Source organism: Candidatus Palauibacter irciniicola, from assembly GCF_965208695.1.
GTDB lineage: Bacteria > Gemmatimonadota > Gemmatimonadetes > Palauibacterales > Palauibacteraceae > Palauibacter > Palauibacter irciniicola.
The window spans coordinates 793,541-817,019 of record NZ_OZ242352.1 but is presented as its reverse complement, the minus strand read 5'-3'; the positions used below and the strand labels follow the sequence as shown (position 1 = coordinate 817,019).

Genomic DNA, 23,479 nt, shown 5'->3' with positions numbered 1-23,479 from the left:
TCTAGCCGTAGATCGCCAGTACCCGGCGGAGGGCGTCGATGTCGCGTGGTTCGTTGTAGACGTTCGGCGAGACGCGCAGGGCATCGCCGCGCAGGGAGGCGTAGACGCGGGCCTCGGCGAGGCGGGCGTCCACCTCGGCGAGATCGCAGCCCGCGGGCAGGCGGACGCCGAGGATGTTCCCCGTTCGCCACTCGTCGTCCTCGATCGCCCAGCCGCGGACGCGCAGTTCATCCGCGAGGCCGGACAGGAGGGCGCGGCAATAGTCGAGGATGCGCGCGGGGTCCCAGTCGAGAATCAGGTCCAGCGCCTCGACGAGCATCGGCACGAGGATGAAATTGGATGTCTGGCCGACGTCATAGCGGGCGGCCCCTCCCCTGTATTCGTCGGTATAGTCGACAAGACCCTGAAAGTCCTCGGAACCGCGGCGCGAGATCCATGTTTCCTCGAGCGGCGTGCCGTCGTCGAAGCGGGGACCGTAGTACCCGAAGGCGGTCGAATAGGGCCCCAGGAGCCACTTGTACCCGACGGTGATCAACGCGTCGGGCCGAAAGCGCTCTACGTCGAACGGTACGGCGCCGATGGACTGCGAGCCGTCGATGACGAGCGCGGCACCGACTTCGCGCGCCCGCTCCCCCGCCGCCTCGAGGTCGATCCGGGTACCGTCCGTCCAGTGGCAGTGCGGGAGAGCGACGACGGCGGTCTCCGGGCCGATCGCCTCGAGCAGCCGCTCGTTCCAGAGCGCGGCGGACGGGGGCGGCCCGGGGCGATCGACGGTTCGGACGCCACATCCGTGGGCCGCCGCCCGGCGCCGCCAGGCGTAGACGTTGCTCGGGAACTGCTCGCCGAGGACGACGATGTTCTGTCCCCGTTCGAGCGGGAGATTCCGGGCCGCGACTTCGATGCCGTAGGACGCGGAAGGTGCGAGCGCGATCCGCTCGGGCGGCGCGTTGACGAGGCGCCCGAAGCGGTCCCGGGCGCGATCGCAGTCCGTGAAGAACCGCTCGCTCGGGAAGGGGGTCGGCGAGCACTTGCGGCGGATTCCCTCCATCCCCGCCTCGGCGACCGAGCGCGGGAGGGGCCCGAGGTAGGCGCAGTTGAGGAAGTGTTCGCCTTCGTCGAGCGCGAACCGACGCTTCTGGCAGCCGAGTGCCTTATTCGGTCGTTCCATCATCCGCCTCTCAAGTCGATCCTCAGTTTGGCCCGGTCCACCTTGCCGGTCGCCGTCCGGGGGAGACGGTCCAGCACCTCCCAGCGGCGGGGCACGCGCGGACCCGACAGCCGTTCGCGGCACCACGGGTCGAGACGGGCGGGGAGACCGGGATCTTCCCCGGCGACGACGGCGACCACCACCTGACCCCACCGGCTGTCCGGCATGCCGATGACGGCGGCTTCGCCGACGTCCGGGTGGGCGGCGAGCACGGCCTCCACCTGGGCCGGGTCGACGTTCGCACCTCCGCTCACGATCCGGTCGCGCAGACGCCCCGTCACCGCCAGGCGACCCTGCGCGTCGAGATGACCGAGGTCGCCGGTCGCGAACCAGTCGCCGGGGGGCCGCGCGGGCTCTCCGACGTATCCCCGGAACAGCGTGTCGCCGCGCACCTCGATGTGGCCCGGGGCCGGCGCGCCGACCGGCCCCGCGGCCGCATCGCCGGGCGGTCGGATCCGCACTTCGACGCCGGTCAGCGGGACGCCGGCCGACCGGTCGCCGGCGCGCACCTCCTGCGGCGTGGCCGTGGTGACCTGCGACCCCGCCTCGGTCAATCCGTACGTCAGCGCGATCGGCCACCCGGCGGACAGAGCCCGCTCCGCGAGGTCCGGCGGGGTCGCCGCGCCGCCCAGCAGGACGGCGCGCAACGAGCGCGGCGGCCGGGCGCCGACCGCCAGCAGCCCGTGCAGCATGGCCGGCACGAGCGAGACGTGCGTCACGGCGAGTTCGCCCAGCGCCCGGGCGACGGAGGCGGCGTCGAACCGCGGCCCCGCCAGCGCGACCGTGGCGCCGGCAGCCGCGGCCCTCAGCGGCACGGCGAGCCCCCCGACGTGCGCCCAGGCGAGCGTCGCGAGCCACCGTTCGCCCGGGCCGAACCCGAGACGGTCGTTCGAGGCGCTGGCGTTCGCGCGCAACGACCGCCATTCGTGGACGACGAAGCGGGGCGCGCCTTCGGTTCCGGACGTGGGAAGAATGACGCCGGTCGCGGGGAGGCCTGCCCGCACCGGAGGCGCCGTCGGGGCGGCGAGAGGGGGCGGGGCGGAATCCCGCAGATGCAGGACGATGTCTCCGGTCCCGGGGACCGCGAGCGCCCGCGACCTCCACCCGGACGTCGGCCACGTCGTGGCCCTCCCTGTGAGCGCGACGGCGGGTTGAAGCGCCGTGACAAAGGCGTCTCGCTCATGCGGTGTCCAGTCCGCATGCGCGGGTGCGAGCACCCGGCCGGCCCCCGGGGCAGCTTCCAGCGCGAGCGCGGCAAGGGCGACCGCGCCGGCCGCGTCCAGAGGGAACTGGTGCGCGACGACGGCCCCCGCCCCCACCCCCTCTTCCTCCAGGATCGCGGCTACCGCGGCGCCCGCCGCGCGGATCTCCGCGGCGGACCACGCGCGGTCGCGCGACACGAGCGAGAAGGACGACGAGGGGGCGGGAGTCGCCGGCTCGTTCACCACAGGCATCCGACCGCGAACAGGAGGCCGTAGGCCCCGGTTGTCCGCGCCGTGGCGGCGAGGGCGGGGTTCAGTGAACGCGGGTCCTCGTACGTCCACACGACGCGCAGCGGCGCAACAGCGAGGAGCACCGCGCCCGACGCGAGCAGCGTCCCCGGCGGCCACCATCCCACCATGACGCCGATGGGGGGCACGGCGATGGCGACGGCGACGAGCAGCGAATACTGGACCCGCGTCGCGGACGGACCGATCCGCACGGCCAGGGTGCGCTTTCCGGCGGCGGCATCCGTCGCGATGTCGCGCAGGTTGTTCACCACCAGGATCGCCGTGGCGAGCGCGCCCGCGCCGAGCCCCGCGAGGAGCGCCTCGGGCGCCCAGCGCGAGAGCTGCACGTAATGCGTGCCGGCCACCGCAACCGGGCCGAACAGGATGAAAACGGCGAGGTCGCCCAGCCCGTGGTAGCCATACGGCCATGGTCCACCCGTGTAGCAGACCGCCAGCAAGATCGAGCCCACGCCGATCCACACGACCGGCCATCCGCCGACCAGCGCGAGATAGATGCCGACCGCGACGGCGAGCGCGAACGAGACCGCCGCCCCGAGCCGGACGGCCGCCGCGGTCAGGAGACCGGCCTGCGTCACCCGCGGCGTGCCGAGCCGGTCGGCCGTGTCCGCCCCGCGCGCGAAATCGGAATAGTCGTTCGCGAAGTTCGTGCCGATCTGAATCAGGAGCGCGGCCACGAGCGCCGCCAGAAAGGGCGCGGCGGCGAAACCGCCGTCCTTCCACGCCAACCCGCCGCCCGCGAGCACGGGGCCTACCGCGGCCGGCAGCGTCCGCAGACGCGCGCCGGCGATCCACGCGCCCGCGCTGCCGGGCGTTACGGACGCCAAGGGTACTGTCTGAAGTTCGGTGTGCGCTTCTCGAGAAACGCGTTCTTCCCTTCCTGACCTTCCTCGGTCATGTAGAAGAGCATCGTCGCGTGGCCGGCCAGTTCCTGGAGCCCGGCCTGTCCGTCGCAGTCGGCGTTCATCGCCGCCTTCAGGCACCGGATCGCGAGCGGGCTCTTCCCGAGGATTTCTCGCGCCCAGTCGACCCCCTCCGCCTCCATCCGCGCCAGCGGCACGACCTTGTTCACGAGCCCCATCCGCTCGGCTTCCTCCGCTCCGTACTGCCGGCACAGGTACCAGATCTCGCGCGCCTTCTTCTGGCCCACGGACCGCGCCAGGTACGAGGAACCGAACCCCCCGTCGAAGCTCCCCACCTTGGGCCCCGTCTGCCCGAACACGGCGTTGTCCGCCGCGATCGTGAGGTCGCACACCACGTGCAGCACGTGTCCGCCGCCGATCGCATACCCGGCGACGAGCGCGATGACGGGCTTCGGCATCGAGCGGATGAGACGCTGGAGCTCGAGAACGTTGAGCCGCGCGACCCCGTCCTTCCCCACGTATCCGGCCGTCCCGCGCACCCGCTGGTCGCCGCCGGAGCAGAAGGCCCACTTCCCATCCCTCGAAGGTCCGTTCCCGGTGAGGAGGACGACGCCGATCTCCTCGTCATCTCTCGCGTCCTGGAACGCCTCGTACATCTCGAACAGCGTGTCGGGACGGAACGCGTTGCGCACCTCGGGCCGGTTGAAGGCGATGCGGGCGATGCCATCGCTCTTGTGGTAGGTGATGTCCCGGTATTCGCCGGCCGGCTCCCAGTCGACGCCGCTTTCCGGGGGGGCAAAGGTCTCTGCCATCTCGGGTTCTCCCTCAGATCGCGCGGCGCGCCGCCTCCTTCGCGTTTTCGATCGCGGCGGTGCGCTGCTGCCAGTTGTGTTCACGCTCGATGCACGCCTCGGTGAGACGGAGGCCCCGGCCCTCCGATTCCGGGCCCGGCGCCTTCACGGCCTCCCGCAATTCGGCGGCCGACGAGACGAGACGGTGCGGGATTCCGGCGGCGGCGGCAACCGCGCCCAGATCGACGGACTGGGGCATGACCACGTAGGGGGTGAAGGGCGGGTCGTGCTCCCGGATCGGCAGCATGTGGAAGATGCCGCCGCCGCGGTTCTGGATGACGACGAGGTGGAGCGAGATGCCGGGCGGACGATCGGCGAGCAGCGCTCCCGCATCGTGGAGCAGCGTGAGGTCGCCCATGAGCGCCGCCGCGGGCCGTCCGGAGGCGGCCGCGGCGCCGAGCGCGGCGCTCACGTTGCCGTCGATCCCGCTCGCGCCTCGAAGGCCGAGGGGGCGCAGCGGCCGATCCGTCGCCCGCGCGAAGGCGTCCACGTCGCGAATCGGCATCGAGTTGCCGATGAACCAGGGCGTCCCTTCCGGGAGGCCTTCCGCCATGGCGTTCGCGACGGCGCCCTCGAACCACGCCTCCGCCAGCGACGGCTCGACCGCGAGCCGCGCCGCGCGGTCCGTTGCCCGCCACCGCCCGAGCCAGGCCTCGTCCGCCTCTCCGCAGTCGGCCGCGGCGGCTCGCTCGAGGGTCGCGACGGGATCGCCGGTCAGCCGCCGCGCGCTCGTGGCGAGATGATCGCGCCAGCGGTGCGTCGCATCCAGAACGAACTGCGGCGCGTCCGCGTGCCGCTCCAGGTAGCGACAGACCGCCGCGGAGGTGGGCGCGCGTCCGACGCGAACGACGAGATCCGGGCGCAGCGCCGCGGCGACGTCATCGGCACGGAGCGAGAGATCGGCGCCGCCCATCGTCCAGCGCGCCGCGCCGGAGCCGAAACGGGCGCCGGAGAGCGGATCGGCGACGAGCGGAGCGTGCGCCCGGGCAGCCAGCGCCAGGGAGGCGCGGCCGACCTCGGACCGCTGGTTGGGGCCGCAGACGATGAGCGGGCGCCGCGCACCGTGCAGCAGGGTGGCGAGCTCGGCACCGGCGTCCGGCGGCGGCGTTCCGGGCGTGTCGCCGGGCGTAGCGGGGCCGGGGAGGCGCGGCTCCAGGCCGGAGGGCACGTCGCCCGGCACCCGAACCGGCTCCAGCGGCTTCGCGAACTGGACGTTCAGGTGCGCCGGTCCGGCGGGAGACCCCACCGCCGCGCGCCACGCCGCCTCCACCGCGGCTCCCAGACGGGCGAGCCCCGCCGGGGTCGGCTCCGGAAGCGCGAGGTCGATGGACCGGCGGGTGTAGCGGCCGAAGAGATCCCGCTGGTCGATCGTCTGGTTCGCATCCGTGCCCCGCAGCGCCGCCGGCCGGTCCGCCGTCAGCGCGAGGAAAGGGACCTCGCTCTGGCTTGCCTCCACCACGGCCGGAAAGAGGTTGGCCGCGGCGGTGCCGGACGTGGTGACGACCGCCGCCGGCCGTCCGCTCGCCGCGCCCACGCCCAGCGCGAAGAAGGCGGCGCTCCGTTCATCCACGTGCGGGTGAAGCGTGAACCGGTCGTCCGCTGCCAGCGCTTCCACGAGCGGGGCGGAGCGGGATCCGGAACCGACGCAGGCGTGCGACACTCCCCGGCGGGCGAGCCCGTCGACGAGCGCCCGCGCCCACAGTGCGTTCCGATTGGGCGCGGCCGGCGTGCGGCTCACCGCATCGGCGCGACACCGAGCGCCGCGAGCATCGTCTGCAGCTTCACCCGGGTCTCGTCCCATTCGGCCTGAGCCCGGGAGTTGCTCACGAGGCCCGCGGCGGCGTAAAGGCGAAACAGCGGACCCCTGGCCACCCCGCCGCGCAAGGCGGGAGCGAACTCCCCGTCACCCGCTTCGTCGAACCAGCCGACGGGACCCGCGTACCAGCCGCGACTCTCCGTCTCGCGCGCGCGGATCATTTCGAGCGCTTTGTCGCGCGGATCGCCACACACGGCGGCGGTGGGATGGAGCCTTTCCACCAGCGACAGGATGTGCGTCGCGGGCGGGGTCTCCGCCTCGAGGTCCGTGCGCAGGTGCTGGATCCGCGGCAGGCGCAGGAGGGCGGGCTCCGGGATCTCTCCGATCCGGACACCGCCCTGACGCAGCCGTTCGACGATGTCCTCGACGACGACGAGGTGTTCCTCCCGGTTCTTGCCGCTGTCGAGCAACTGGCGGCCGAGCCAGGCGTCCGATGCCGGATCCGCCCCGCGCGGCGTCGACCCTCCGACGGCCATCGTGCGAAAACGCCGGCCGCGCAGCGAACCGATCAACTCCGGGGCGGCGCCGACGAGAAAGCGGTCGCGCGCGAACTGCATCAGGTAGAGGTGGGCGAGCGGGTTCGCCGTGCGCAGAGCGGTGAGAACGGCGGCGGAGTCCGGCGGTCTCCCGAGCGTAATGTCCATGGAGCGCGCGAGCACGACCTTTCGAACCCGGCCGGACCGGATCTCGTCGAGAATTCCGTTGACGGCGCGCCGCCATTGCCGGCGGTCCACGAGTTCCTCGATGGCGGTCGCGGAGGGGACGGGCCCCGGCGTCGCCCCGTGGCGCTCGAGCCTGGCCAGTTGTTCGCGCGTACGCGTCGCGCGGCGGCGGAGCCGATCGATGGCCTGATCTCCGGAGGTCCCGGCGGCGAAGCGGCGCGTCACCGTCAACCACGCGCCACGCTCGTCCGCCTCGACTTCGTAGGCGGGCAGCACGAAGCGCGCACTCGGGAACGCCTCCCAGAAGCCCGGTTCCCGATCTGCCCGGCGCGCGGGGTCGAAGGCGAAGCCGCCGTGCATACGGGGCCGCCGCGCCTCCCCGTCCAGGTCGAGGACCCACGGTTCCGAGAACAGCTTCCGGGCACGCTCCCGCATCCAGGCGATGAGATCGTGGGGCGGAGGTCCCGGCACGCCCTCCCGGCTGTCGATCTCGGCGGCGGAGCCCGCGTGCGCGATCCAGTGGGGGCCGCTCTGCCAGAAACCGCGCACGCCGACCGTCGGCGAAGCGAGCACCGCTTCGGGCTCGATGCTCGGCAAACGCAGGGTCACGCTGGCGAAGTAGCCCGCCCCGCCCGCGGCCTCGACCGCCTCCTCCGCCCGCTTCCCGCGGGAGGGCCGCGCCGCTCTCACGCCGTCGCCCTCATGCCATCGCCCTCATGCCGACGCCCTTCCACGTCACACGCCGTTCTGTGCGCGATGGCGTGCAGTTCCGCCGTCTCTCGGGGCGTGGCCGCATACCCGCCCGACAGGAGGAGCGTGAGCGGAAGCCCCTGCCCCCGCAGCGTGCCGATGACCCACCGATCCCTTCGTTCCAGACCGGCGCGCGTGAGCGCGAGACGCCCGAAACGGTCGCCGGCGACGACATCCACGCCCGCGAGGTAGAACACGAGGTCCGGACGCGACCGGGACACGGCCTCGGGAAGGAATCGCCGCAGCGCCTCTTCGTATTCCTCGTCTCCCGCGCCGTCGGGCAAGGCCACATCGAGATCGGACGGGGTGGGCCGGAACGGGTAGTTTCCGGCACCGTGCACGGAGAAGGTGAAGGTGTCGGGATCGTCGGTGAACACGGCGGCCGTGCCGTTCCCCTGATGGACATCGAGATCCACGACGAGCGCGCGGCGAATCCACCCGCCGCGGCGCAACACCCTGACGGCGACGCCTACATCGTTCAAGACGCAGAACCCTTCCCCGTGATCCGGAAATGCATGGTGCGTCCCTCCGGCCAGATTCGCCGCCACTCCATCTTCGAGCGCCATCCACGCGGCATTGACCGTGCCCCGGACGGCGAGTCGCGAGCGGCGGACGAGCGCCGGCGACCAGGGGAGCCCGAGGCGTCGCTCCTCGGCGCGCCGAAAAGTGCCGTGCCGGAGCTTGTAGAGGTACTCCGGCGTGTGTACGAGCGCCAAGTCCTCCCACGCGGCCTCCTCCGGCTCGACGATGTCCTCCGGCGCGATGATCCCGTCACGTTCGAGGATCTGCCTCAGCGCGAGGAATTTCCCCATCGGAAAGCGGTGCCCCTCGGGCAGCGGCACGGTATACCCGGCGCTGTAGGCGACGCGGAGTCTCGAGTCGGACATCGCCCGCGATCGACTAGAAGAGCCGGAACTGGAGCCGCAGCAGACGGCCGGGCTGCGGCAGTCCGCACTGATCGAAGACCGTCGCGTCCGCGAGGTTGTCCAGCGACAGCGAGGTCTGGAGCGTCCGGAAGGGTCCTCTGACCGCGAACTCCCGACTCACGACCAGGTCGACGCGGGCCGTCGGGTCGAGGGCGATGTCGGCGTCGAAATCCGGATCGACGCAGTACTGGCGTCCGATCGCCTCCACCGCGGCCCGCGCCCGGAAACCCGCGAAGAGCGGGCCCTCCACGTGCGCTCCCACGGCGATCCCGGGCTGATACTCCGCACGAAGCCTGCGGCCCTCGAACCGTTGGTCCGTGACGTTCACGTTCTGCCACGTGAGGTCCCCGCCCAGGGAGACATCGCCCCACCGCGCGTCGCCGAGAAGCTCGATCCCCGCCGCGTCCACGCGGCGCCGGTTCTCTCGGCGGAACCTCCCGTCCCCGAGCCCCGTGCGCACGATCGCATTCGAGAAGCTCTGGAAGAAGAGCACGGCCTGCGCCTCGACCTCCGCCCCGAACGCCGCCACCGTCCCGGTGACGCCGCCCTCCGCCGCGCGGAGGATCTCCGGCGCGAGTTCGTGGTTGGGGACGAAGCGGCCGAGGGCGCCGGAATACAGTTCCCGCAGCGAGGGGAAGCGGACGCGGCGGCTCGCCCCCATGTGGAAGCGAACGCGCGGCCCGATCTGCGCGGACCCCCCGATGCGCGCGCCCCAGTCGTCGATCGCCTCGCGCGCTTCGCGCCCGCCGGTCTCCGGCGTGCTGCCGTGGTCCCAGCTCGCCCCCAGGCTGACGCGGGCGCCCGACCAGAACCCCGCGCCGGGGCCCGCAAGCGGCAACTCGACCTCGCCGCCGAAGCTGAACAGGCGCTGGCGGAAGGTGGACTCTCCTCCGGGCACGAGACGCTCCACGTGGCGGGTCTCGGCCACCGTAAGCGCCGTCCGCAGGACCCCTTCGCCCAGTTCATGGTCGGAGAGGCCGCGGAAGGTGAGGGTGCGGTCGTCCGCGAACTCCTGCCCCGCAACGTCCTCGTAGGCCAGCGTCTCGAACTCGTCGATCTGCGCGTCGCCCGCGTCGACCCCGATGCTGACCTCGAAGTCTCCCGTCCCGAAGGGGGTGCGACCCCACCCGGTCCCGGCCGAGACCGTGCCCACGGCCCGCTTCGCCTCCGGCATCCTCCAGCGTCGCGGATTCATCACGTGGAGTTCCGGCGGGACCCCCCTCTCGGCGCGATACCCGAAGGTGGACATCGAGACCCAGGCGCCCCCTTCGGATTCGATCCGGCCGGTGAAGAAGGCGCTCACATGGTCGAGGTCGCTGTTCAGACGCCGGTTCGGGTCGATCGCGGCCGGCTGTTCGACGCCGCCGGGAAGGGGTACACCATCGCGCGTCCTGTAGGCGCCACCCGCCTGCACGGACACCCCGCCGTCCCCCGAACTCCACGTCCGTCCGAGGCGCACCCCGCCGAACGCCGCGCCGGTCGCGTCCATGCCGCCCTGCATCCCGTTGAGCCGCCGGTCCGGATCCACGCTCCCGTGTCCGATCTCGATCGAGACCACGCCGCCGAGAACGTTGGGACCGTGGAGCACCGAGGAGATGCCCCGGAAGAGCTGGATCTCGCGCGCCGCGTCGACCGGAATGAGCGAGAGGTCCGTGCGCGCGTCCCAGCCGAGACTCAGCGGCACCCCGTCGACGAGCACGGCGAGCTGGCGCGATTCGGTCCCCCGCAGCGTCGGCTGGGCCTCGCCGCGCGAGTTCTCCCGCACCTGCAGGAACGGAATCTCGCGCAACGCCTCCTCGAGCAGCGGGACGGCCGCCACGCGCGGCGACTGGAGGCTGAGGCGCACCGCGCTCGCACCCGACACGCTGGCGACCGGCCGCAGCGCCTCGATGCGGAGTTCGCGAAGCCGGAACGACACCGTATCCCGGGAGACCGTGTCCGGCACCTGCGCCGCGACGCCCTCCGCCGCCGGCAGGCACGCCAATGCGGCGAGAAGCCGCCACGCGCCACGCCGGGCGCACCATCGCCCGACCTTCCCTCCCATCCTCCGTGTCATGCGCTCCCGCTTGCCTGGTCCACCGTCTCTCCCGAAGCACTGCGCGGCGCCCGGCCGCGTCGGGTGCGATCCTTCAGGAAAGACGCGCCAAGGGCAAGAAGCGCTGCCAGCGCGGCCAGTGTCCCCACGACATCGCCGAGACGCACGTACACGGTCAACTCGTCCGTCGTCGACACGTCCGCCACGAAGGACGCGGGCGCGAAGAGTTCGGTGCGGTGCGACACCCGCCCCAGCGGATCCACGATCTTGGAGATCCCCGTGTTCCCGGAGCGCGCCGCCCCCATCCGCGTTTCGATGGAACGCATGACGAGGTGCGCCGGGTGCTGCCACAGCGCGCTCGAGCGGCTCCACCACGCGTCGCGGCCGAACCAGGAGTCGTTCGTGATGTTGACGAGGAAATCCGCGCCGTTCCGCCGGTAGTGCCGCGCCAGGGGGGAGAAGATCGACTCGTAGCAGATCATCGTCCCGTACGCCGCGCTTCCATCTTCCGTGGCGACCTCGACCGGAGCCTGCCACTCGCCGATCCCGAAGTTCCCCCCCGCGTAGGGGATGGCCTGGAACCATGCGGGAGGCATGAACGGCACCCGCTCCACGAACGGCACGAGAAAGCGCTTGTCATAACGATTGACGATCCCTTCTCCGGGCCGAAAGTGGTACGCGGAGTTATACGGCTGATACTCCGGGTTCCCGAGATCGGCCGCCCCGACGCCGCCGACTGCGACTTCCGCATCGAGCATTTCCCCGATCCCCGTTACCCGGTTGCGGGCGTCCGGCCAGCCGGGATAGTCGAAGGAGGGGAGCGAATCCATGAAACGCCCGGCGAGCATCGTCTCCGGGAAGATCACGAGATCCATGCGTTCCCGACCCGGCCACGCGGAGATCAGTGTGGCCGTCGACCGGAACGCGCTGTCCGTCGACGCGGCGCGGTCCGTGTTGCGCAGGTGCTGCGGGACGTTGGGCTGCACGACGCCGACCCGGGCCGCGGGACGCACCTCCAGCGTCTGCCAGCGCGCCACCGAGTAGGCGATGGGAAGGGCGAGCACGAGCAGGAGTCCGGCCGCCGGCCGCCGCAGCGCACGCCAACCGCCGGCCCGGTACGCGAGGAACCCCGACGCTACGAGGGCGTTCGCGAGCGCGAGCCAGAAGGAGAGCCCGCGGGAGCCCACGAGGTCGGCCGCGCCCACGAGCACGGGATAGGCCGAGAGCGTGTCGCCGAGCTGCATCCAGGGGAAGGAGACGTCGAGGAGGTGGGCCCGCAGCACCTCTCCGGCGGTCCAGAAAACGGGGAAGACGAGTTGGAGCGGCCACCCGAAGCGGGCCCGCACCAGGTGGATCCCGCCCGCCACCCACGACATGAAGGTCGCGAGGATGAGGATCGGGGCGAGGAAGGCGAAGAACGCCCACCACGTGTAGAAGACGAGCGCCACGAGGAGCCAGTAGAGCACGAGCGTGTAGTAGACGAGCCCGAAGAGGAATCCCCCCTTGCGGGCCTGCCTGCGGCCTTCCGCCGTCGCCGGGAGTCCCTCGAGCCAGACGATGAAGGGGACGAGCGCGACGAACGACGTGACGAGAAGATGGAAGGGAGGGTGGGCAAGCCCCATCAACACCCCGCCGAGGAGGAGGGGGCCCGCCCGTTCGGGGACGATCCGCGCGCGCCAGTTCAACCCGCGCCCTCCGGCGCCGCGTCCGGTGCCGCCTCCAGCGCCGCGTCCAGCGCTTCGCCCACGACTCCGAGCGTTTCCGCCACGTCCGCGTCCGTGTGCGCGGTGGAGAGGAAGCCCGCCTCGAAGGCGGAGGGGGCGAAGAAGACGCCGCGCTCGAAGCACGCCCGGTAGTAGCGGGCGAAGAGGTCCGTGTCCGCGCGCCGCGCGTCATCGAAATCGAACACGGGGCCGTCGGAGAGGAAGACGCCCCACATCGAGCCCAGCGCCGTCCCGCAGGCCGGGATGCCCCGGGCGCTTGCGGCGGCCACAATGCCGTCGACGAGCGTCGCGGCGCGCCGCTCCAGACCGTCGAACGGGTCTGTCCGCTCGAGTTCGTCGAGTTGGGCGATGCCGGCCGCCATGCCGAGCGGGTTCCCCGACAGCGTCCCGGCCTGGTACACGTCCCCTTCCGGAGCCATCCGCCGCATCAGCTCACGGGGGCCCGCGTACGCCGCGACCGGCATCCCCGCGCCGAGGACCTTTCCGAGCGCGACCAGGTCCGCGGCGACCCCGTAGCGCTCCTGCGCGCCGCCCCGCGCGACCCGGAACCCGGTCATGACCTCGTCGAAGATGAGGAGCGCCCCGGCACGGTCGCAGGCGTCGCGGAGGCCTTCCAGAAAGCCCTCGCGCGGCGGGATGAGCCCCGCGTTGCCGGCCACCGGCTCGACGATGACGGCCGCGAGCCGGGCGCCGTGTTCCGCGAACACCGCCGCCACCGCCTCGAGGTCGTTGTAGGGTGCGGTCAGCGTCAGGCCGGAGGTCGCCGCCGGCACGCCCGGCGAGTCGGGGAGAGACAGCGTGGCGACGCCCGATCCGGCCACGACGAGAAAGGCGTCCGCGTGGCCGTGATAGCAGCCCGCGAACTTCAGGATCAGGTCACGGCCCGTCGCGGCGCGGGCGAGCCGCACGGCGGACATCGTGGCCTCGGTCCCGCTGTTCACGAAGCGCACCATCTCTACGCCGGGCACCCAGGCGGCGACGCGCTCGGCGAGTTCGACCTCGCGCGCCTGACAGGCCCCGAAGCTCATCCCCTCGCGGGCCGCGCGCGTCACGGCCTCGACGACGGGCGGGGCGGCGTGGCCGAGAATGAGCGGACCCCAGGAGAGGACGTAGTCGAGATAGCCGCGCCCGGCCTCATCGAAGATCCGTGCGCCTTTGCCGCTGGCGGCGAACAGCGGCTCCATGCCGACGGCGCCGAAGGCCCGCACCGGCGAGCTCACGCCGCCCGGCATCACGTCGCGCGCGCGCCGAATCCAGTCGGAGGCGGCGGACGGACGGCGAGGCCCGCGGTTCACCGGCCCCAGGCGCTGTCGAGCCCCAGAACCGGGAGCCCACGCCCCGGCGGGAGGGCCGGGGATGGCGCCGCCCCTCCGCGCCCGGACGCCCGGCGCACGACTTCCCGGACGCGTCCGGCGAGGTCGAAGTCGGCCGCCCGCTCGATCTCGACCCGCACCAGCGAGCCGGGGACGAGGCCGTTTCCGCCGACGAGCACGGTCACGCCGTCCACGTCGTCCGCCTGGCTCTCGATCCGGCCCAGGTGCGCCGGGGCGGGAGGGTCCTCGTAGAGGAGTGCGAGCGTCGGTTCGTCCCGGGCCGCGGGCGCATCCACGACGGCGACGCGTTCCCGGCCGATCTCCGCGGCGAGCCGCTCGCGGCTCACGGCGCGCTGGACCTCGAGCACCTCCTCGAGACGGTCCCGCGCCAGCTCCGCGGGCACGAGGCTCTCCTCCATGGCGGCCGCGCGCGTCCCCTCCTGCGGCGAGAACGCGAACGCTCCGAGCCGGTCGAACGGCACCTCATCGAGGAAATCCACGAGTTCGCGGAACTCCACGTCCGTCTCGCCCGGGAACCCGACGAGCACCGTCGTTCTCAGCGTGAGTTCGGGGATCGTCTCCCGCAGCCACGCGACCTTCGACCGCAGCGTCGCGGCCCGCTCCGGCCGCCGCATGCGGTGGAGCACCGTGTCGCTCGCGTGCTGGATCGGCATGTCGATGTACGAGAGGAGCCGCGTCTCCGACGCCATCAGTTCGATGAGCGGTTCGCGCAGGCCCGCCGAGTAGATATACAGGAGGCGGAACCACGGGATCGACGTCTCGCGCAGCAGCGCCTCCACGAGCGTCGCGATGTCCGTCCCGTCCCGCCGCTCCCGGCCCCAGTGCGCAAGGTCCTGCGCCACCAGGTTCACCTCCACGGCGCCCTGCGCCTCGAGGCGCTGCGCTTCGGCGACGAGACGCTCCAGGTCGAAGGAACGGTGCTTGCCCCTCCAGAGCGGGATCGCGCAGAAGGCGCACCCGTGGTCGCATCCCTCGCTCACCTTCAGGTAGCGGACATGGCGCGCCCCGACCGGGATCCGCTCCCCCGGGTGCACGCCCCGGGCCGGCGTCGGTCCCGGAAGGAGTCCGCGCTCCAGCAACTCCGGCACGAGGCGGTCGAGGTCCCGCAGCCCGAGCAGGAGGTCGACCTCCGGCAGCGCCTCCGCCATCTCCTCCCGATACCGCTCCACCATGCACCCGACCGCCACGACGCTCCGGCACGCCCCTTCGCGCTTCAGCCGCTCGGCTTCGAGGATCGTCTCGATCGACTCTTCCTTCGCGGCGTCGATGAACCCGCACGTGTTGACGAGGATGACCTCCGCTTCATCCACATCCGTGCGCTCGGCCCCGTGGCCGATCAGTTCGGCGAGCATGCGCTCGGAGTCGACGGTGTTCTTGTCGCAACCGAGGCTGATGAGTCCTAGCCGCATCGCACATCGTCGGGAAAGACGGGGACCCCCTCCGGGGGCGCGTACTCGAAGAGGGCCGGGTCGATCCGGGCCTCGGGCTCGAGCGGGGTCAGGGTCACCGTGCGGAGGGTCCGGTTCTCCTCGCGAATGCGGAAGCGGCGAACGTAGCGGTCGGATACGCCGATCCACAGGCGGACCTCCACGTATCGCGCCGGGAGTTCCCGGGGCGTGAGCGACACGATGCGCGTTTCCACGCCGCCGATCTCCCCGACCCCCTCATCGACCGCGTCGTAGGTCGTCCGCGCCTGCGAAAGCAGGCGTTCGAGGATGTCGACCGAGCCGATCTCCGCGCCTTCCTCGAGGCGGGAGACCACGACCTGGTCGTGCAGCGAGGGTTCGTAGAGCCAGAGACAGGCACCGTCCGCCACGTAGATGTCGCCGGCCGGTTCGTCGAAGTCCATGCGGAACCGGTTCCGTCCCGCCTGATACCAGGTGCCGCGGCCCTCGCGGGTACGGCCGAGGAGCGGATTCTCGATGCGCTGGGCGAAGGTCGCCTTGAGACGGTCGAGCGAAGCATGGGCCGAATGCGCGAGGGCAAGGAGCGCGTCCACATCCACGCGTCCCGGTTCGTCGTCCACGCCCCCGGCGGCTTCGTCCGCCGGCCGGGAACCGTCCCGATCGGGGGCGGGGGCCTCCGGGTCCGCAGCCGGAGCGCGAGGCGGATCTTCATTCGGGGCCTCGCCCACCGCGTCGCCCGCTTCTTCGACCGGCGGCTCGCCCTGCCCCGCCGGCGCATCCGCCGCAGCCGCCGAATCCCCGGCCCCCACGGGGGGCGCCGCGTCGTCCCGCGGGCCGAACTCGGCTTCGATCCGGGCTCGTGCCTCGGCGACCTCCGCGGAATCCGCAGCGGAGCACGCCGGCATGAGGGCGCACGCGACGGCTCCGGCCGCGAGAAGGCCGAACGCCCCCGTACGAGGCGGGCGCGGGCGGAACGGCCTCACGGTTCCCCGCCGTCCCCGCCGTCCAGATCGGCAAGCGTCGCGAGCACCTCCCGCGGCTTGGACCCATCCGCGGGTCCCACGATCCCGGCCGCGTGCAACTGGTCGACGATACGCGCCGCGCGTCCGTACCCGATCTTGAGCCGACGCTGGAGCAGGCTGGTCGAACCCGCGGCGTGCGAGATCACGATCTCGGCGGCCTGCCGAAACAGCGGGTCGCGATCCTCGGCGCCTTCGTCCGAGACGCCCGATCCTCCCTCTTCCTCCTCCAGTTCCTTCAGCAGGTCGAGGATGTCGCGCTCCGAAGCGGCTTCCTCCTCCGCCTTCTCGGCCTCGGCCCGCGCGCTCGCCTGCTCCCGATACCAGTCGAGGAGGCGTTCCGTCTCCTCGGATGAGATGTAGGCGCCCTGGATGCGGACGGGATCGGACTCGCCCGGCGGCAGGAACAGCATGTCGCCGTTCCCGAGCAGGCTCTCCGCGCCGTTCTGGTCGAGGATCGTGCGGCTGTCGATCTTCGACGCGACCCGGAACGCGATGCGGCTCGGGATGTTCGCCTTGATGAGGCCGGTGAGGACGTTGACCGAGGGGCGCTGCGTGGCAAGCACGAGATGGATCCCGACCGCGCGGGCCTTCTGGGACAGCATGGCGAGCGGCGTCTCCACCTCGGACTGTACGGTCATCATGAGGTCCGCCAGTTCGTCGATGATGAGGACGATGTAGGGCAGCGGACCCTCATCGTAGAGCGCCGGCTCATCCATGACGCCGCGCTTCGGGAGGAAGACCTCGCGCCCGCGCGCGATCCGGCCGTTGAACTCCGCGACGTTCCGGCACCCGTTCGCCGAGAGCAGCCCGAAACGGCGCTTCATCTCGTAGACCGCCCATTTGAGGACGGACGCGGCCTCTTCGTTGTCCGTGATGACGGGGTGGCGGAGATGCGGGAGATCTCCGTAGACGGACAACTCCACCATCTTGGGGTCCACCATCAGGAGGCGGAGTTCGGCCGGCGTGTACCGGCACACGAGGCTCGTGATGAGGGCGTTGATGCACACCGACTTCCCGGACCCGGTCTGGCCGGCGATGAGGAGGTGCGGCATCCGGGTCAGGTCCGCGCACGTCGGCTTGCCGGAGAGGTCGCGGCCGAGCGCGAGCGGGAGCGTCTGGCGTCCGCGGCGATACGACGGGCTCTCCAGTATCTCGCGCACGAGCACCATCTCCGACGCCGGGTTGGGCACCTCGACGCCGACGGCGCCCTTGCCGGGAATCGGCGCCACGATGCGGACGGACGGCGCCTTGAGGGCGAGCGCGATGTCGTCCGCGCGGGCCGAGATCTGTCCCACCTTCACGCCCGGCGCCGGGACGACCTCGAACTGCGTCACGACGGGGCCGGTGGTCCAGCCCCCGATCTCGCCGGCCACGCGGAAGGTCGCGAGCTTCTCGATGAGGATCTCGCCGAGGCGGTCGAGATCGCGCACGCCGAGGCCGCTGCCCTGCCCCACGGGCGCGTCGAACAGCTGGATGGGCGGAACCGCCGAGGAACCGGGATCGCCGGCTTCCTCGAGTTCCGGAACCGGCGGGGTCTCGTCCCGGGGCGCCGGGTCCGGCTCGGACGGCGCGCTTGCCGGTTCCTCGGGCGTCCGTTTCTTCGTGGCACGACCCCGTCCGGCCGCCGCCTTCGCCTTCGCCTCGCTCGGCGGATCCGGCTTTGCGGGAGACCGCGAGAGACGGGAGCGCCGCGCGGCGCCGGCGAAGGCGCGGCCGAGTCCGACGACGGCACTGCCGGCGGCCCCGCATCCGCGAACGAGCGAGCGCCCCCCCGCCGTCACGGCGCTGGTCAGGGACCACCTCATGGTGACGAACAACGTGAGCAGGAGGACGCCCGCGGCGAGAAGTACGCCGCCCAGGCGGCCGAACACCTGAGCGAGGCCGGCCCCGGCGGTCGCGCCCAGCCAGCCGACGTCGCCCCCGCCCCCGGGTCCCGGTCCCGCGACGAGCCAGTACAGCGACGGGAGGACCGCAAGCAGCACCACTGCAAGGATGGACCAGCGGAGGGCGCGGGTCGGATCGCCCCAGCCGAGAAAATGCAGGCCCCACATGAACGCCGGGATCGCGAGGAGCGGCGAAAGGACTCCAACGGCCCGCTCGAGGGTGTCGTGAAGCAGTTCCCCGGCCGGCCCGATCCAGTTGGACCCGCCGGCGAATGCGGGAGAGAGCAGCGCGAACGCCACCAGGAGGCCGAGCACGATCAGCGCGACGCCCAGCACCTCGCGCCGTTGCCGTTCATCCACCATCACGCATCCTCCCCGCCCCGACAGCCAACGAGGGCGCCGTCCCGCCGGACCGGCACGACCTCGAAATCATCCGGCCCCGCGCAAACCGCCAGGTCCGCGCTCCGGCCGATCGCGCGTCGCGCCCGGCCGGCCAGCCGCCCTGCAAGATGGCCCGCGCACCACGCGTCGTCCATGCTCACGCGCCCTCGCCACGCGTGGGATCGACCTTCGGGAGGCCACGACACATCGATCGCGCGCGTGGGCGATCGCCGCTCACGAGCGGGTCAGGAACCGCTCGACGAACCCCGTGTCGATGTTCCCCGAGACGAAATCGGGATGGGCAAGCACCTTGCGGAGGAAGGGAACCGTCGTATGCACGCCTTCGAGGATGAACTCCTCGAGCGCATGGTAGGCGCGGATCCGGGCTTCATCCCGCGTGCGGCCCCAGACGATGAGTTTGGCGAGCAGCGAGTCGTAGAACGGAGGGACGACGTAGCCGCCGTAGATGTGCGTGTCCACGCGCACGCCGGGACCCCCCGGCGCGTGAAACGCCGTGACGGTGCCGGGCGAGGGACGGAAGCCCTGCTCGGGATCCTCCGCGTTGATCCGGCACTCGATCGCGTGCCCCTGGAATTCGATGGGCTCGGGGATGGCCAGCTTCTCTCCCGCCGCGATCCGGATCTGTTCCTTGATGAGGTCGACCGAAGTCACGAGTTCGGTCACGGGGTGCTCGACCTGGATCCGCGTGTTCATCTCCATGAAATAGAACTCGCCGTCCGGCGCGAGCAGGAACTCCACCGTCCCCGTGCTCTGATACCCGATGGCCTTGGCCCCCAGGATCGCCGCCGCTCCCATCGCCTCGCGAAGCTCCGGGGTGACTGCCGGACTCGGCGCTTCCTCGACGAGCTTCTGGTGCCGCCGCTGGCTCGAGCAGTCGCGCTCGCCGAGGTGCAGCACGCGCCCGTGCCGGTCGCCGACGATCTGGAGTTCCACGTGACGGGGCCGCTCGATGAGTTTCTCGAGATACACGGTCGGGTCGCCGAAGTTGGCTTCGGCCTCGTTCCGCGCCATGGCGAAGAGGTTCTTGAACTCCCCCTCCTCGAAGGCGGCCCGCATGCCCTTTCCTCCGCCCCCGGCGGCCGCCTTGATCATGACGGGGAACCCTATGCGTCGGGCTTCCTCCAGCGCCTCCGCCTCGTCGTCGAGCGGCTCCGGCGAGCCCGGGACGACGGGGACGCCCGCGGCGATCATCGTCTTTCGCGCCTCCGCCTTGTCCCCCATGCGGCGGATCTGTTCCGGGGTGGGCCCGATGAACACGAGACCGCTCCGCTCGCAGATCTCCGCGAACTCGGCGTTCTCCGCCAGGAAGCCGTAGCCGGGGTGGATGGCGTCGGCGCCGGTGATCTCGGCCGCGGCGAGGATCTGCGGGATATTCAGATAGCTCTCGCGGCCCACCGGCGGCCCGATGCAGATGTCTTCGTCGGAAAAGCGGACGTGGAGCGAGTCGTGGTCGGCCTCCGAGTACACGGCGACCGTCCGGATATCGAGTTCCCGGCACGCGCGGAGGATGCGGAGCGCGATCTCGCCGCGGTTGGCGATCAGGATCTTGCGGAACATGCGTCCGGCCGCGGCTTCAGTCGGGCTCGATACGGAAGAGCAGCGCGCCGTACTCCACCGGCTCGGCGTTCTCGACCGCGATCTCCTGCACGACGCCCGCGACGTCCGACTGGAGCTCGTTCATGAGCTTCATCGCCTCGAGGATGCAGAGCGTCTGGCCGGCCTCCACCCGGTCCCCCACGGATACGAAGGGGTCGGCGCCGGCCGCCGGCGCCCGGTAAAAGGTGCCGACCATGGGCGAGAGCACCTCGAACAGCCCGGACGCGGGCGCCGTCTCCGCCGGCGGGGAGGCGGGCGCGGCGGCCGGTGCCGGCGCGACCTCCAGGCCTCCGGCCGCCGCCGCGGGCACGGCCGCGGGCACGGCCGCGGCAGCCGCCAGGCGCGGGGACTTCCGGATCCGAACCCGGGTCGGGTCGCCCGTGTCCGAGCCCACAAGCTCGATGTCGAGGCCGTCCACGCCCGAGTCCTCGACCAACTCGATGAGTCCCTTCAGCCAGTCCAAGTCCATGGTCAGGTTACCCGCGTGATGTACTTGTTTTCCGTCCTGTCGACGCGCACCACATCGCCGGTCTCGAGGAAGAGCGGCACCTGGATCACGGCGCCGGCCGCCAGCCGGGCCGGCTTCGTTCCGCCCTGGGCCGTGTCCCCCCGCACGCCGGGGTCCGTCTCGACGATCTCCAACTCGACGAACTGCGGCAGTTCGATCGCGAGCACGACCCCGTCACGGTTGAGGCTCTGGCACTCCATGTTCTCCTCCAGGTACTGGAGCTGGTCCTCTCCGATCTGATCTTCCGACATCGGAATCTGCTCGAAGGTTTCCATGTTCATGAAGTAGTACAGGTGGCCGTCCGTATAGGTGTACTGCACGGGCCGCCGTTCCAGGCGCACCTCCCGGACCTTCTCGCCGGCGCGGAAGGTCTTGTCGATCACGCCTCCCTCCATCACGTCCTTCAGCTTCGTGCGGACGAAGGCCCCGCCCTTTCCCGGTTTCACGTGCTGGAAGTAGGTGATCGAGTAGAGGGTGCCGTTGAGCTCGATCACCATCCCTCGACGAAAATCCGAAGTATCTGCCATGGTACCCGATAGCTAGAGCCGGACGAGGGCGCGTGGAAGGCGGGTCAGCGTGCGGGCACCGGCCTCCCCTATCCGCACATCATCCTCGATGCGCACGCCGCCGCGTCCGGGAAGATACAAGCCCGGTTCCACTGTCACCACGTTTCCGGGCTCGAGGACGTCTTCCGAGCGGGACGAGAGACTGGGGCCCTCGTGCACGTCGAGTCCGATCCCGTGGCCCGTGCCGTGGCCGAAGAAGCCGTCCATGTCGTGGCGCGCGAACGTCGCCCGCACGGCGCGGTCCACATCCCGGCACGCGACCCCGTTGCCGACCGTCTCGCGCGCCGTCGTCTGCGCTTCGAGCACCTGCTCGTGAAGGGCCGCCTGCCAGGGCTCCGGCGTCCCCCGCACGAGAGTGCGCGTGATGTCGCTGCAGTAGCCGTCCACGCGGGCGCCGAAGTCGATGAGGAGGAGATCGCCCGGCTCGACGCGCCGGTCCGTGGGCGTCGCGTGCGGAAGCGCGGAGCGTTCTCCCGCCGCGACGATGGGGTCGAAGGGGAGCGGGTCCGAGCCTCCGCGGCGGAGTTCCATTTCGAGCGCGGTCGCGATCTCGCGCTCGCTCGGCGCGGCGGCCCACTCCATGCTCGACAGCAACCGGTTGAACGCAGCCTCCGCCACCGCGACCGCCCGTTCGATGGCCTCCACCTCGTCGCGCGTCTTCACCCGCCGCAACGTCCCGATGAGATCGCGGAGCGGGACGAAGACGATATCCGGGAGCATGCCGCGGAGGGACTCGTGGTCGGCGATCGTGAGGCTCTCGGCTTCGAACGCGATGGGGCCCCGGGCGTCCGCCGCCACGTCGGCGACGCCGCGGATCCACCCCTCGCGGCCGATATGGGTGCGGATCGGATCCGCCACCTCGAAGCCCACCTGCTCCTCGTAGCGAAAGTCGGTGACGAGCACGGGCGGACCCTCGAGGGGGATCCACAGGGCCCCGGCGGAACCCGTGAACCCGCTCAGGTAGCGGACGCTGGATCGGGCGGTCACGAGGACCGACCGGCGCCCGGCGGCCTCCGTCGTCGCTTCGAGCCGACCGCGCCGCGTTCCCGGCGGCGTCACTCCGCTCCCGCCTCGGCGCCCCCGCGAAGATGCTGGACGAGCGCATCGAGACCGAACAGGTAGCTGGAGGCGCGGAATCCGGCGATGACGCCGATCGCGAGGTCGGAGAGGAGCGACGTGTGCCGGAACGACTCGCGGGCGAACACGTTCGAGAGGTGGACCTCGACGAAGGGGCGGCCGGAGCCCGCGAGAGCGTCCCGCAGCGCCACGCTCGTGTGGGTGAGGGCGGCCGCGTTCACGAGCCACGCATGCACCGAGGCGGTGTTCGCCTGCACCCAGTCCACGATCTCGCCTTCGTCATTGGACTGGAAGAACACGAGCGAGACGTCGTCCGCGCCCGCCCGGTCGCGGAGGAGCGACTCGATCTCGGCCAGCGTCTGCGTGCCGTAGTGGTGGGGTTCGCGGCGCCCGAGGAGATTGAGGTTCGGCCCGTTCAGGACCCCGATGCGGATGGGTTCGCGCACCCGCTCAGTCCGGTCTTGCGGGAGCTTCGCCATCGAGGATCCGGCGAAGCTGTTCGCCGATCGACTCCTCGGCGGCGGCCGGGGCCGCCGACTCCGCCCCGTCCTCCGCGGGCGGGACATCCCGCGGCGCTCCGCTCGAGGCGGCCGCGGGGCGACCGGAGGGCGGTCCGCCCGCCTCCTCCGCGCGGCGACGCACCGCCGCGAGCGCGGCGGAGAGATCGGCGTTGTCCGGATCGCGGGAAAGCATCTGCTCGTACACGCCGATCGCGCGGTCGAAGAGGCCCTGGCTCGCGTACAGCCCGGCCAGCGTCGAGGTCTCGATTCCTTTCGGCGACACGGCGGGAGCGCCCGCCTGGCCGCCCGCCGGAGCGGGCCGTGCGTCCGCGCCGTCGCTCCGCCACGCGTCCTCGAGCGCCTCCAGCCAATCGTCCGCCGGATCGGGGCCGTCGGAACCGCGCGTCTCGACGCGCTCGACGCCCAGCGCCATGCAGGCGAGAGGGTTCGCCGGATCCAGCGAGAGGATGTGTTCGAACTCGACCCGCGCGACCTCGTCGCGACCGAGTTCGAGCAGCACGCGGGCGTGGAGCAGGCGCGCGTCCAGATAGTACGGGTGTTCTCTCAGGCCATCCCGGATCACGCCCAGGGCGCGTTCGTGTTCTCCCGCCTGCCGGTAGAGGTCGGCGAGGCGCACGAACGTGTGGGTCCGGGGCTCTTGTTCGGCGCGGCTCAGGAGTTGTTCGATCTCCACGGTCCGGTCTTCTGCGGCCACAGGTTTTTCGCAGGGAGAAATCAGTGCGGTGTCGAAAGCGGCAGGTTCGGGCCTTTCGACCCGGTCCGCGGCAACATACCGACCGTTTTTTTCGGTTGTCAACGAACGCCCCGGGAATGCGGCGGGGC

Annotated in this window: 20 protein-coding genes; all 20 read right to left on the bottom strand. The window is 71.6% G+C overall.

Annotated features, from left to right (window positions below; genetic code table 11):
- Position 1: 1 nt before the first annotated feature.
- Positions 2-1,168: an aminotransferase class V-fold PLP-dependent enzyme gene (locus tag ACOGI9_RS03455; RefSeq protein ID WP_419858495.1), complete on the bottom strand. Its 1,167-nt coding sequence runs from the start codon at positions 1,166-1,168 to the stop codon at positions 2-4.
- Complete coding sequence (locus ACOGI9_RS03450; protein WP_419858494.1) at positions 1,168-2,652, bottom strand: class I adenylate-forming enzyme family protein; 1,485 nt, start codon at positions 2,650-2,652, stop codon at positions 1,168-1,170. Before ACOGI9_RS03450 ends, ACOGI9_RS03455 begins: the two co-directional genes overlap by 1 nt.
- A complete protein-coding gene (locus ACOGI9_RS03445; RefSeq protein WP_419858493.1) occupies positions 2,649-3,542 on the bottom strand; it encodes a 1,4-dihydroxy-2-naphthoate polyprenyltransferase in 894 nt (297 codons plus the stop codon). The genes ACOGI9_RS03450 and ACOGI9_RS03445 overlap by 4 nt, the downstream gene beginning before the upstream one ends.
- Positions 3,530-4,390, bottom strand: coding sequence for a 1,4-dihydroxy-2-naphthoyl-CoA synthase (gene menB / locus ACOGI9_RS03440; protein ID WP_419858492.1), 861 nt, complete (start codon positions 4,388-4,390; stop codon positions 3,530-3,532). Before menB ends, ACOGI9_RS03445 begins: the two co-directional genes overlap by 13 nt.
- A 13-nt stretch (positions 4,391-4,403) precedes the next feature.
- Positions 4,404-6,167: a 2-succinyl-5-enolpyruvyl-6-hydroxy-3-cyclohexene-1-carboxylic-acid synthase gene (gene menD, locus ACOGI9_RS03435; protein ID WP_419858491.1), complete on the bottom strand. Its 1,764-nt coding sequence runs from the start codon at positions 6,165-6,167 to the stop codon at positions 4,404-4,406.
- Positions 6,164-7,597 carry an isochorismate synthase gene (locus ACOGI9_RS03430; protein WP_419858490.1) on the bottom strand — a complete coding sequence of 478 codons (1,434 nt, stop codon included), beginning with the start codon at positions 7,595-7,597 and terminating at the stop codon, positions 6,164-6,166. The genes menD and ACOGI9_RS03430 overlap by 4 nt, the downstream gene beginning before the upstream one ends.
- Positions 7,594-8,544, bottom strand: a complete 951-nt coding sequence (locus tag ACOGI9_RS03425) for a histone deacetylase (protein WP_419858489.1) — start codon at positions 8,542-8,544, stop codon at positions 7,594-7,596. Before ACOGI9_RS03425 ends, ACOGI9_RS03430 begins: the two co-directional genes overlap by 4 nt.
- Positions 8,545-8,557: 13 nt before the next feature.
- Entirely contained in the window at positions 8,558-10,639 is a 2,082-nt protein-coding gene (locus ACOGI9_RS03420) for a TonB-dependent receptor plug domain-containing protein (RefSeq protein ID WP_419858488.1), read from the bottom strand.
- The gene (gene lnt, locus ACOGI9_RS03415; protein WP_419858487.1) at positions 10,636-12,303 is read right to left on the bottom strand and encodes an apolipoprotein N-acyltransferase; all 1,668 of its coding nucleotides are present in this window, start codon (positions 12,301-12,303) and stop codon (positions 10,636-10,638) included. The genes ACOGI9_RS03420 and lnt overlap by 4 nt, the downstream gene beginning before the upstream one ends.
- Positions 12,300-13,637, bottom strand: a complete 1,338-nt coding sequence (hemL, locus tag ACOGI9_RS03410) for a glutamate-1-semialdehyde 2,1-aminomutase (RefSeq protein WP_419858486.1) — start codon at positions 13,635-13,637, stop codon at positions 12,300-12,302. The genes lnt and hemL overlap by 4 nt, the downstream gene beginning before the upstream one ends.
- Positions 13,634-15,085, bottom strand: coding sequence for a 30S ribosomal protein S12 methylthiotransferase RimO (rimO, locus tag ACOGI9_RS03405; RefSeq protein WP_419858485.1), 1,452 nt, complete (start codon positions 15,083-15,085; stop codon positions 13,634-13,636). The genes hemL and rimO overlap by 4 nt, the downstream gene beginning before the upstream one ends.
- Positions 15,076-16,065 carry a LolA family protein gene (locus ACOGI9_RS03400; protein WP_419858484.1) on the bottom strand — a complete coding sequence of 330 codons (990 nt, stop codon included), beginning with the start codon at positions 16,063-16,065 and terminating at the stop codon, positions 15,076-15,078. The genes rimO and ACOGI9_RS03400 overlap by 10 nt, the downstream gene beginning before the upstream one ends.
- Positions 16,062-18,350: a DNA translocase FtsK 4TM domain-containing protein gene (locus ACOGI9_RS03395; RefSeq protein WP_419858483.1), complete on the bottom strand. Its 2,289-nt coding sequence runs from the start codon at positions 18,348-18,350 to the stop codon at positions 16,062-16,064. Before ACOGI9_RS03395 ends, ACOGI9_RS03400 begins: the two co-directional genes overlap by 4 nt.
- Entirely contained in the window at positions 18,350-18,529 is a 180-nt protein-coding gene (locus ACOGI9_RS03390) for a hypothetical protein (protein WP_419858482.1), read from the bottom strand. The genes ACOGI9_RS03395 and ACOGI9_RS03390 overlap by 1 nt, the downstream gene beginning before the upstream one ends.
- 73 nt (positions 18,530-18,602) lie before the next feature.
- The gene (accC, locus tag ACOGI9_RS03385) at positions 18,603-19,946 is read right to left on the bottom strand and encodes an acetyl-CoA carboxylase biotin carboxylase subunit (RefSeq protein WP_419858481.1); all 1,344 of its coding nucleotides are present in this window, start codon (positions 19,944-19,946) and stop codon (positions 18,603-18,605) included.
- Positions 19,947-19,962: 16 nt separating this feature from the next.
- A complete protein-coding gene (accB, locus tag ACOGI9_RS03380) occupies positions 19,963-20,454 on the bottom strand; it encodes an acetyl-CoA carboxylase biotin carboxyl carrier protein (RefSeq protein ID WP_419858480.1) in 492 nt (163 codons plus the stop codon).
- Between the two features lie 2 nt (positions 20,455-20,456).
- Positions 20,457-21,020: an elongation factor P gene (gene efp, locus ACOGI9_RS03375; RefSeq protein WP_419858479.1), complete on the bottom strand. Its 564-nt coding sequence runs from the start codon at positions 21,018-21,020 to the stop codon at positions 20,457-20,459.
- A gap of 12 nt (positions 21,021-21,032) precedes the next feature.
- Positions 21,033-22,118 carry a M24 family metallopeptidase gene (locus tag ACOGI9_RS03370; protein ID WP_419858478.1) on the bottom strand — a complete coding sequence of 362 codons (1,086 nt, stop codon included), beginning with the start codon at positions 22,116-22,118 and terminating at the stop codon, positions 21,033-21,035.
- Positions 22,115-22,582 carry a type II 3-dehydroquinate dehydratase gene (gene aroQ, locus ACOGI9_RS03365; protein WP_419858477.1) on the bottom strand — a complete coding sequence of 156 codons (468 nt, stop codon included), beginning with the start codon at positions 22,580-22,582 and terminating at the stop codon, positions 22,115-22,117. The genes ACOGI9_RS03370 and aroQ overlap by 4 nt, the downstream gene beginning before the upstream one ends.
- Positions 22,583-22,586: 4 nt before the next feature.
- Positions 22,587-23,351, bottom strand: a complete 765-nt coding sequence (locus ACOGI9_RS03360; protein WP_419858476.1) for a tetratricopeptide repeat protein — start codon at positions 23,349-23,351, stop codon at positions 22,587-22,589.
- Between the last annotated feature and the right edge of the window lie 128 nt (positions 23,352-23,479).

Excerpts from the sequence above, each read along its gene's own strand:
- ACOGI9_RS03420 (WP_419858488.1), bottom strand. The coding sequence starts at position 10,639 with ATGACACGGAGGATGGGAGGGAAGGTCGGGCGATGGTGCGCCCGGCGT.
- ACOGI9_RS03425 (WP_419858489.1), bottom strand. The coding sequence starts at position 8,544 with ATGTCCGACTCGAGACTCCGCGTCGCCTACAGCGCCGGGTATACCGTG.
- accB (WP_419858480.1), bottom strand. The coding sequence starts at position 20,454 with ATGGACTTGGACTGGCTGAAGGGACTCATCGAGTTGGTCGAGGACTCG.
- menB (WP_419858492.1), bottom strand. The coding sequence starts at position 4,390 with ATGGCAGAGACCTTTGCCCCCCCGGAAAGCGGCGTCGACTGGGAGCCG.
- ACOGI9_RS03455 (WP_419858495.1), bottom strand. The coding sequence starts at position 1,168 with ATGGAACGACCGAATAAGGCACTCGGCTGCCAGAAGCGTCGGTTCGCG.
- rimO (WP_419858485.1), bottom strand. The coding sequence starts at position 15,085 with ATGCGGCTAGGACTCATCAGCCTCGGTTGCGACAAGAACACCGTCGAC.
- efp (WP_419858479.1), bottom strand. The coding sequence starts at position 21,020 with ATGGCAGATACTTCGGATTTTCGTCGAGGGATGGTGATCGAGCTCAAC.
- ACOGI9_RS03395 (WP_419858483.1), bottom strand. The coding sequence starts at position 18,350 with ATGGTGGATGAACGGCAACGGCGCGAGGTGCTGGGCGTCGCGCTGATC.
- accC (WP_419858481.1), bottom strand. The coding sequence starts at position 19,946 with ATGTTCCGCAAGATCCTGATCGCCAACCGCGGCGAGATCGCGCTCCGC.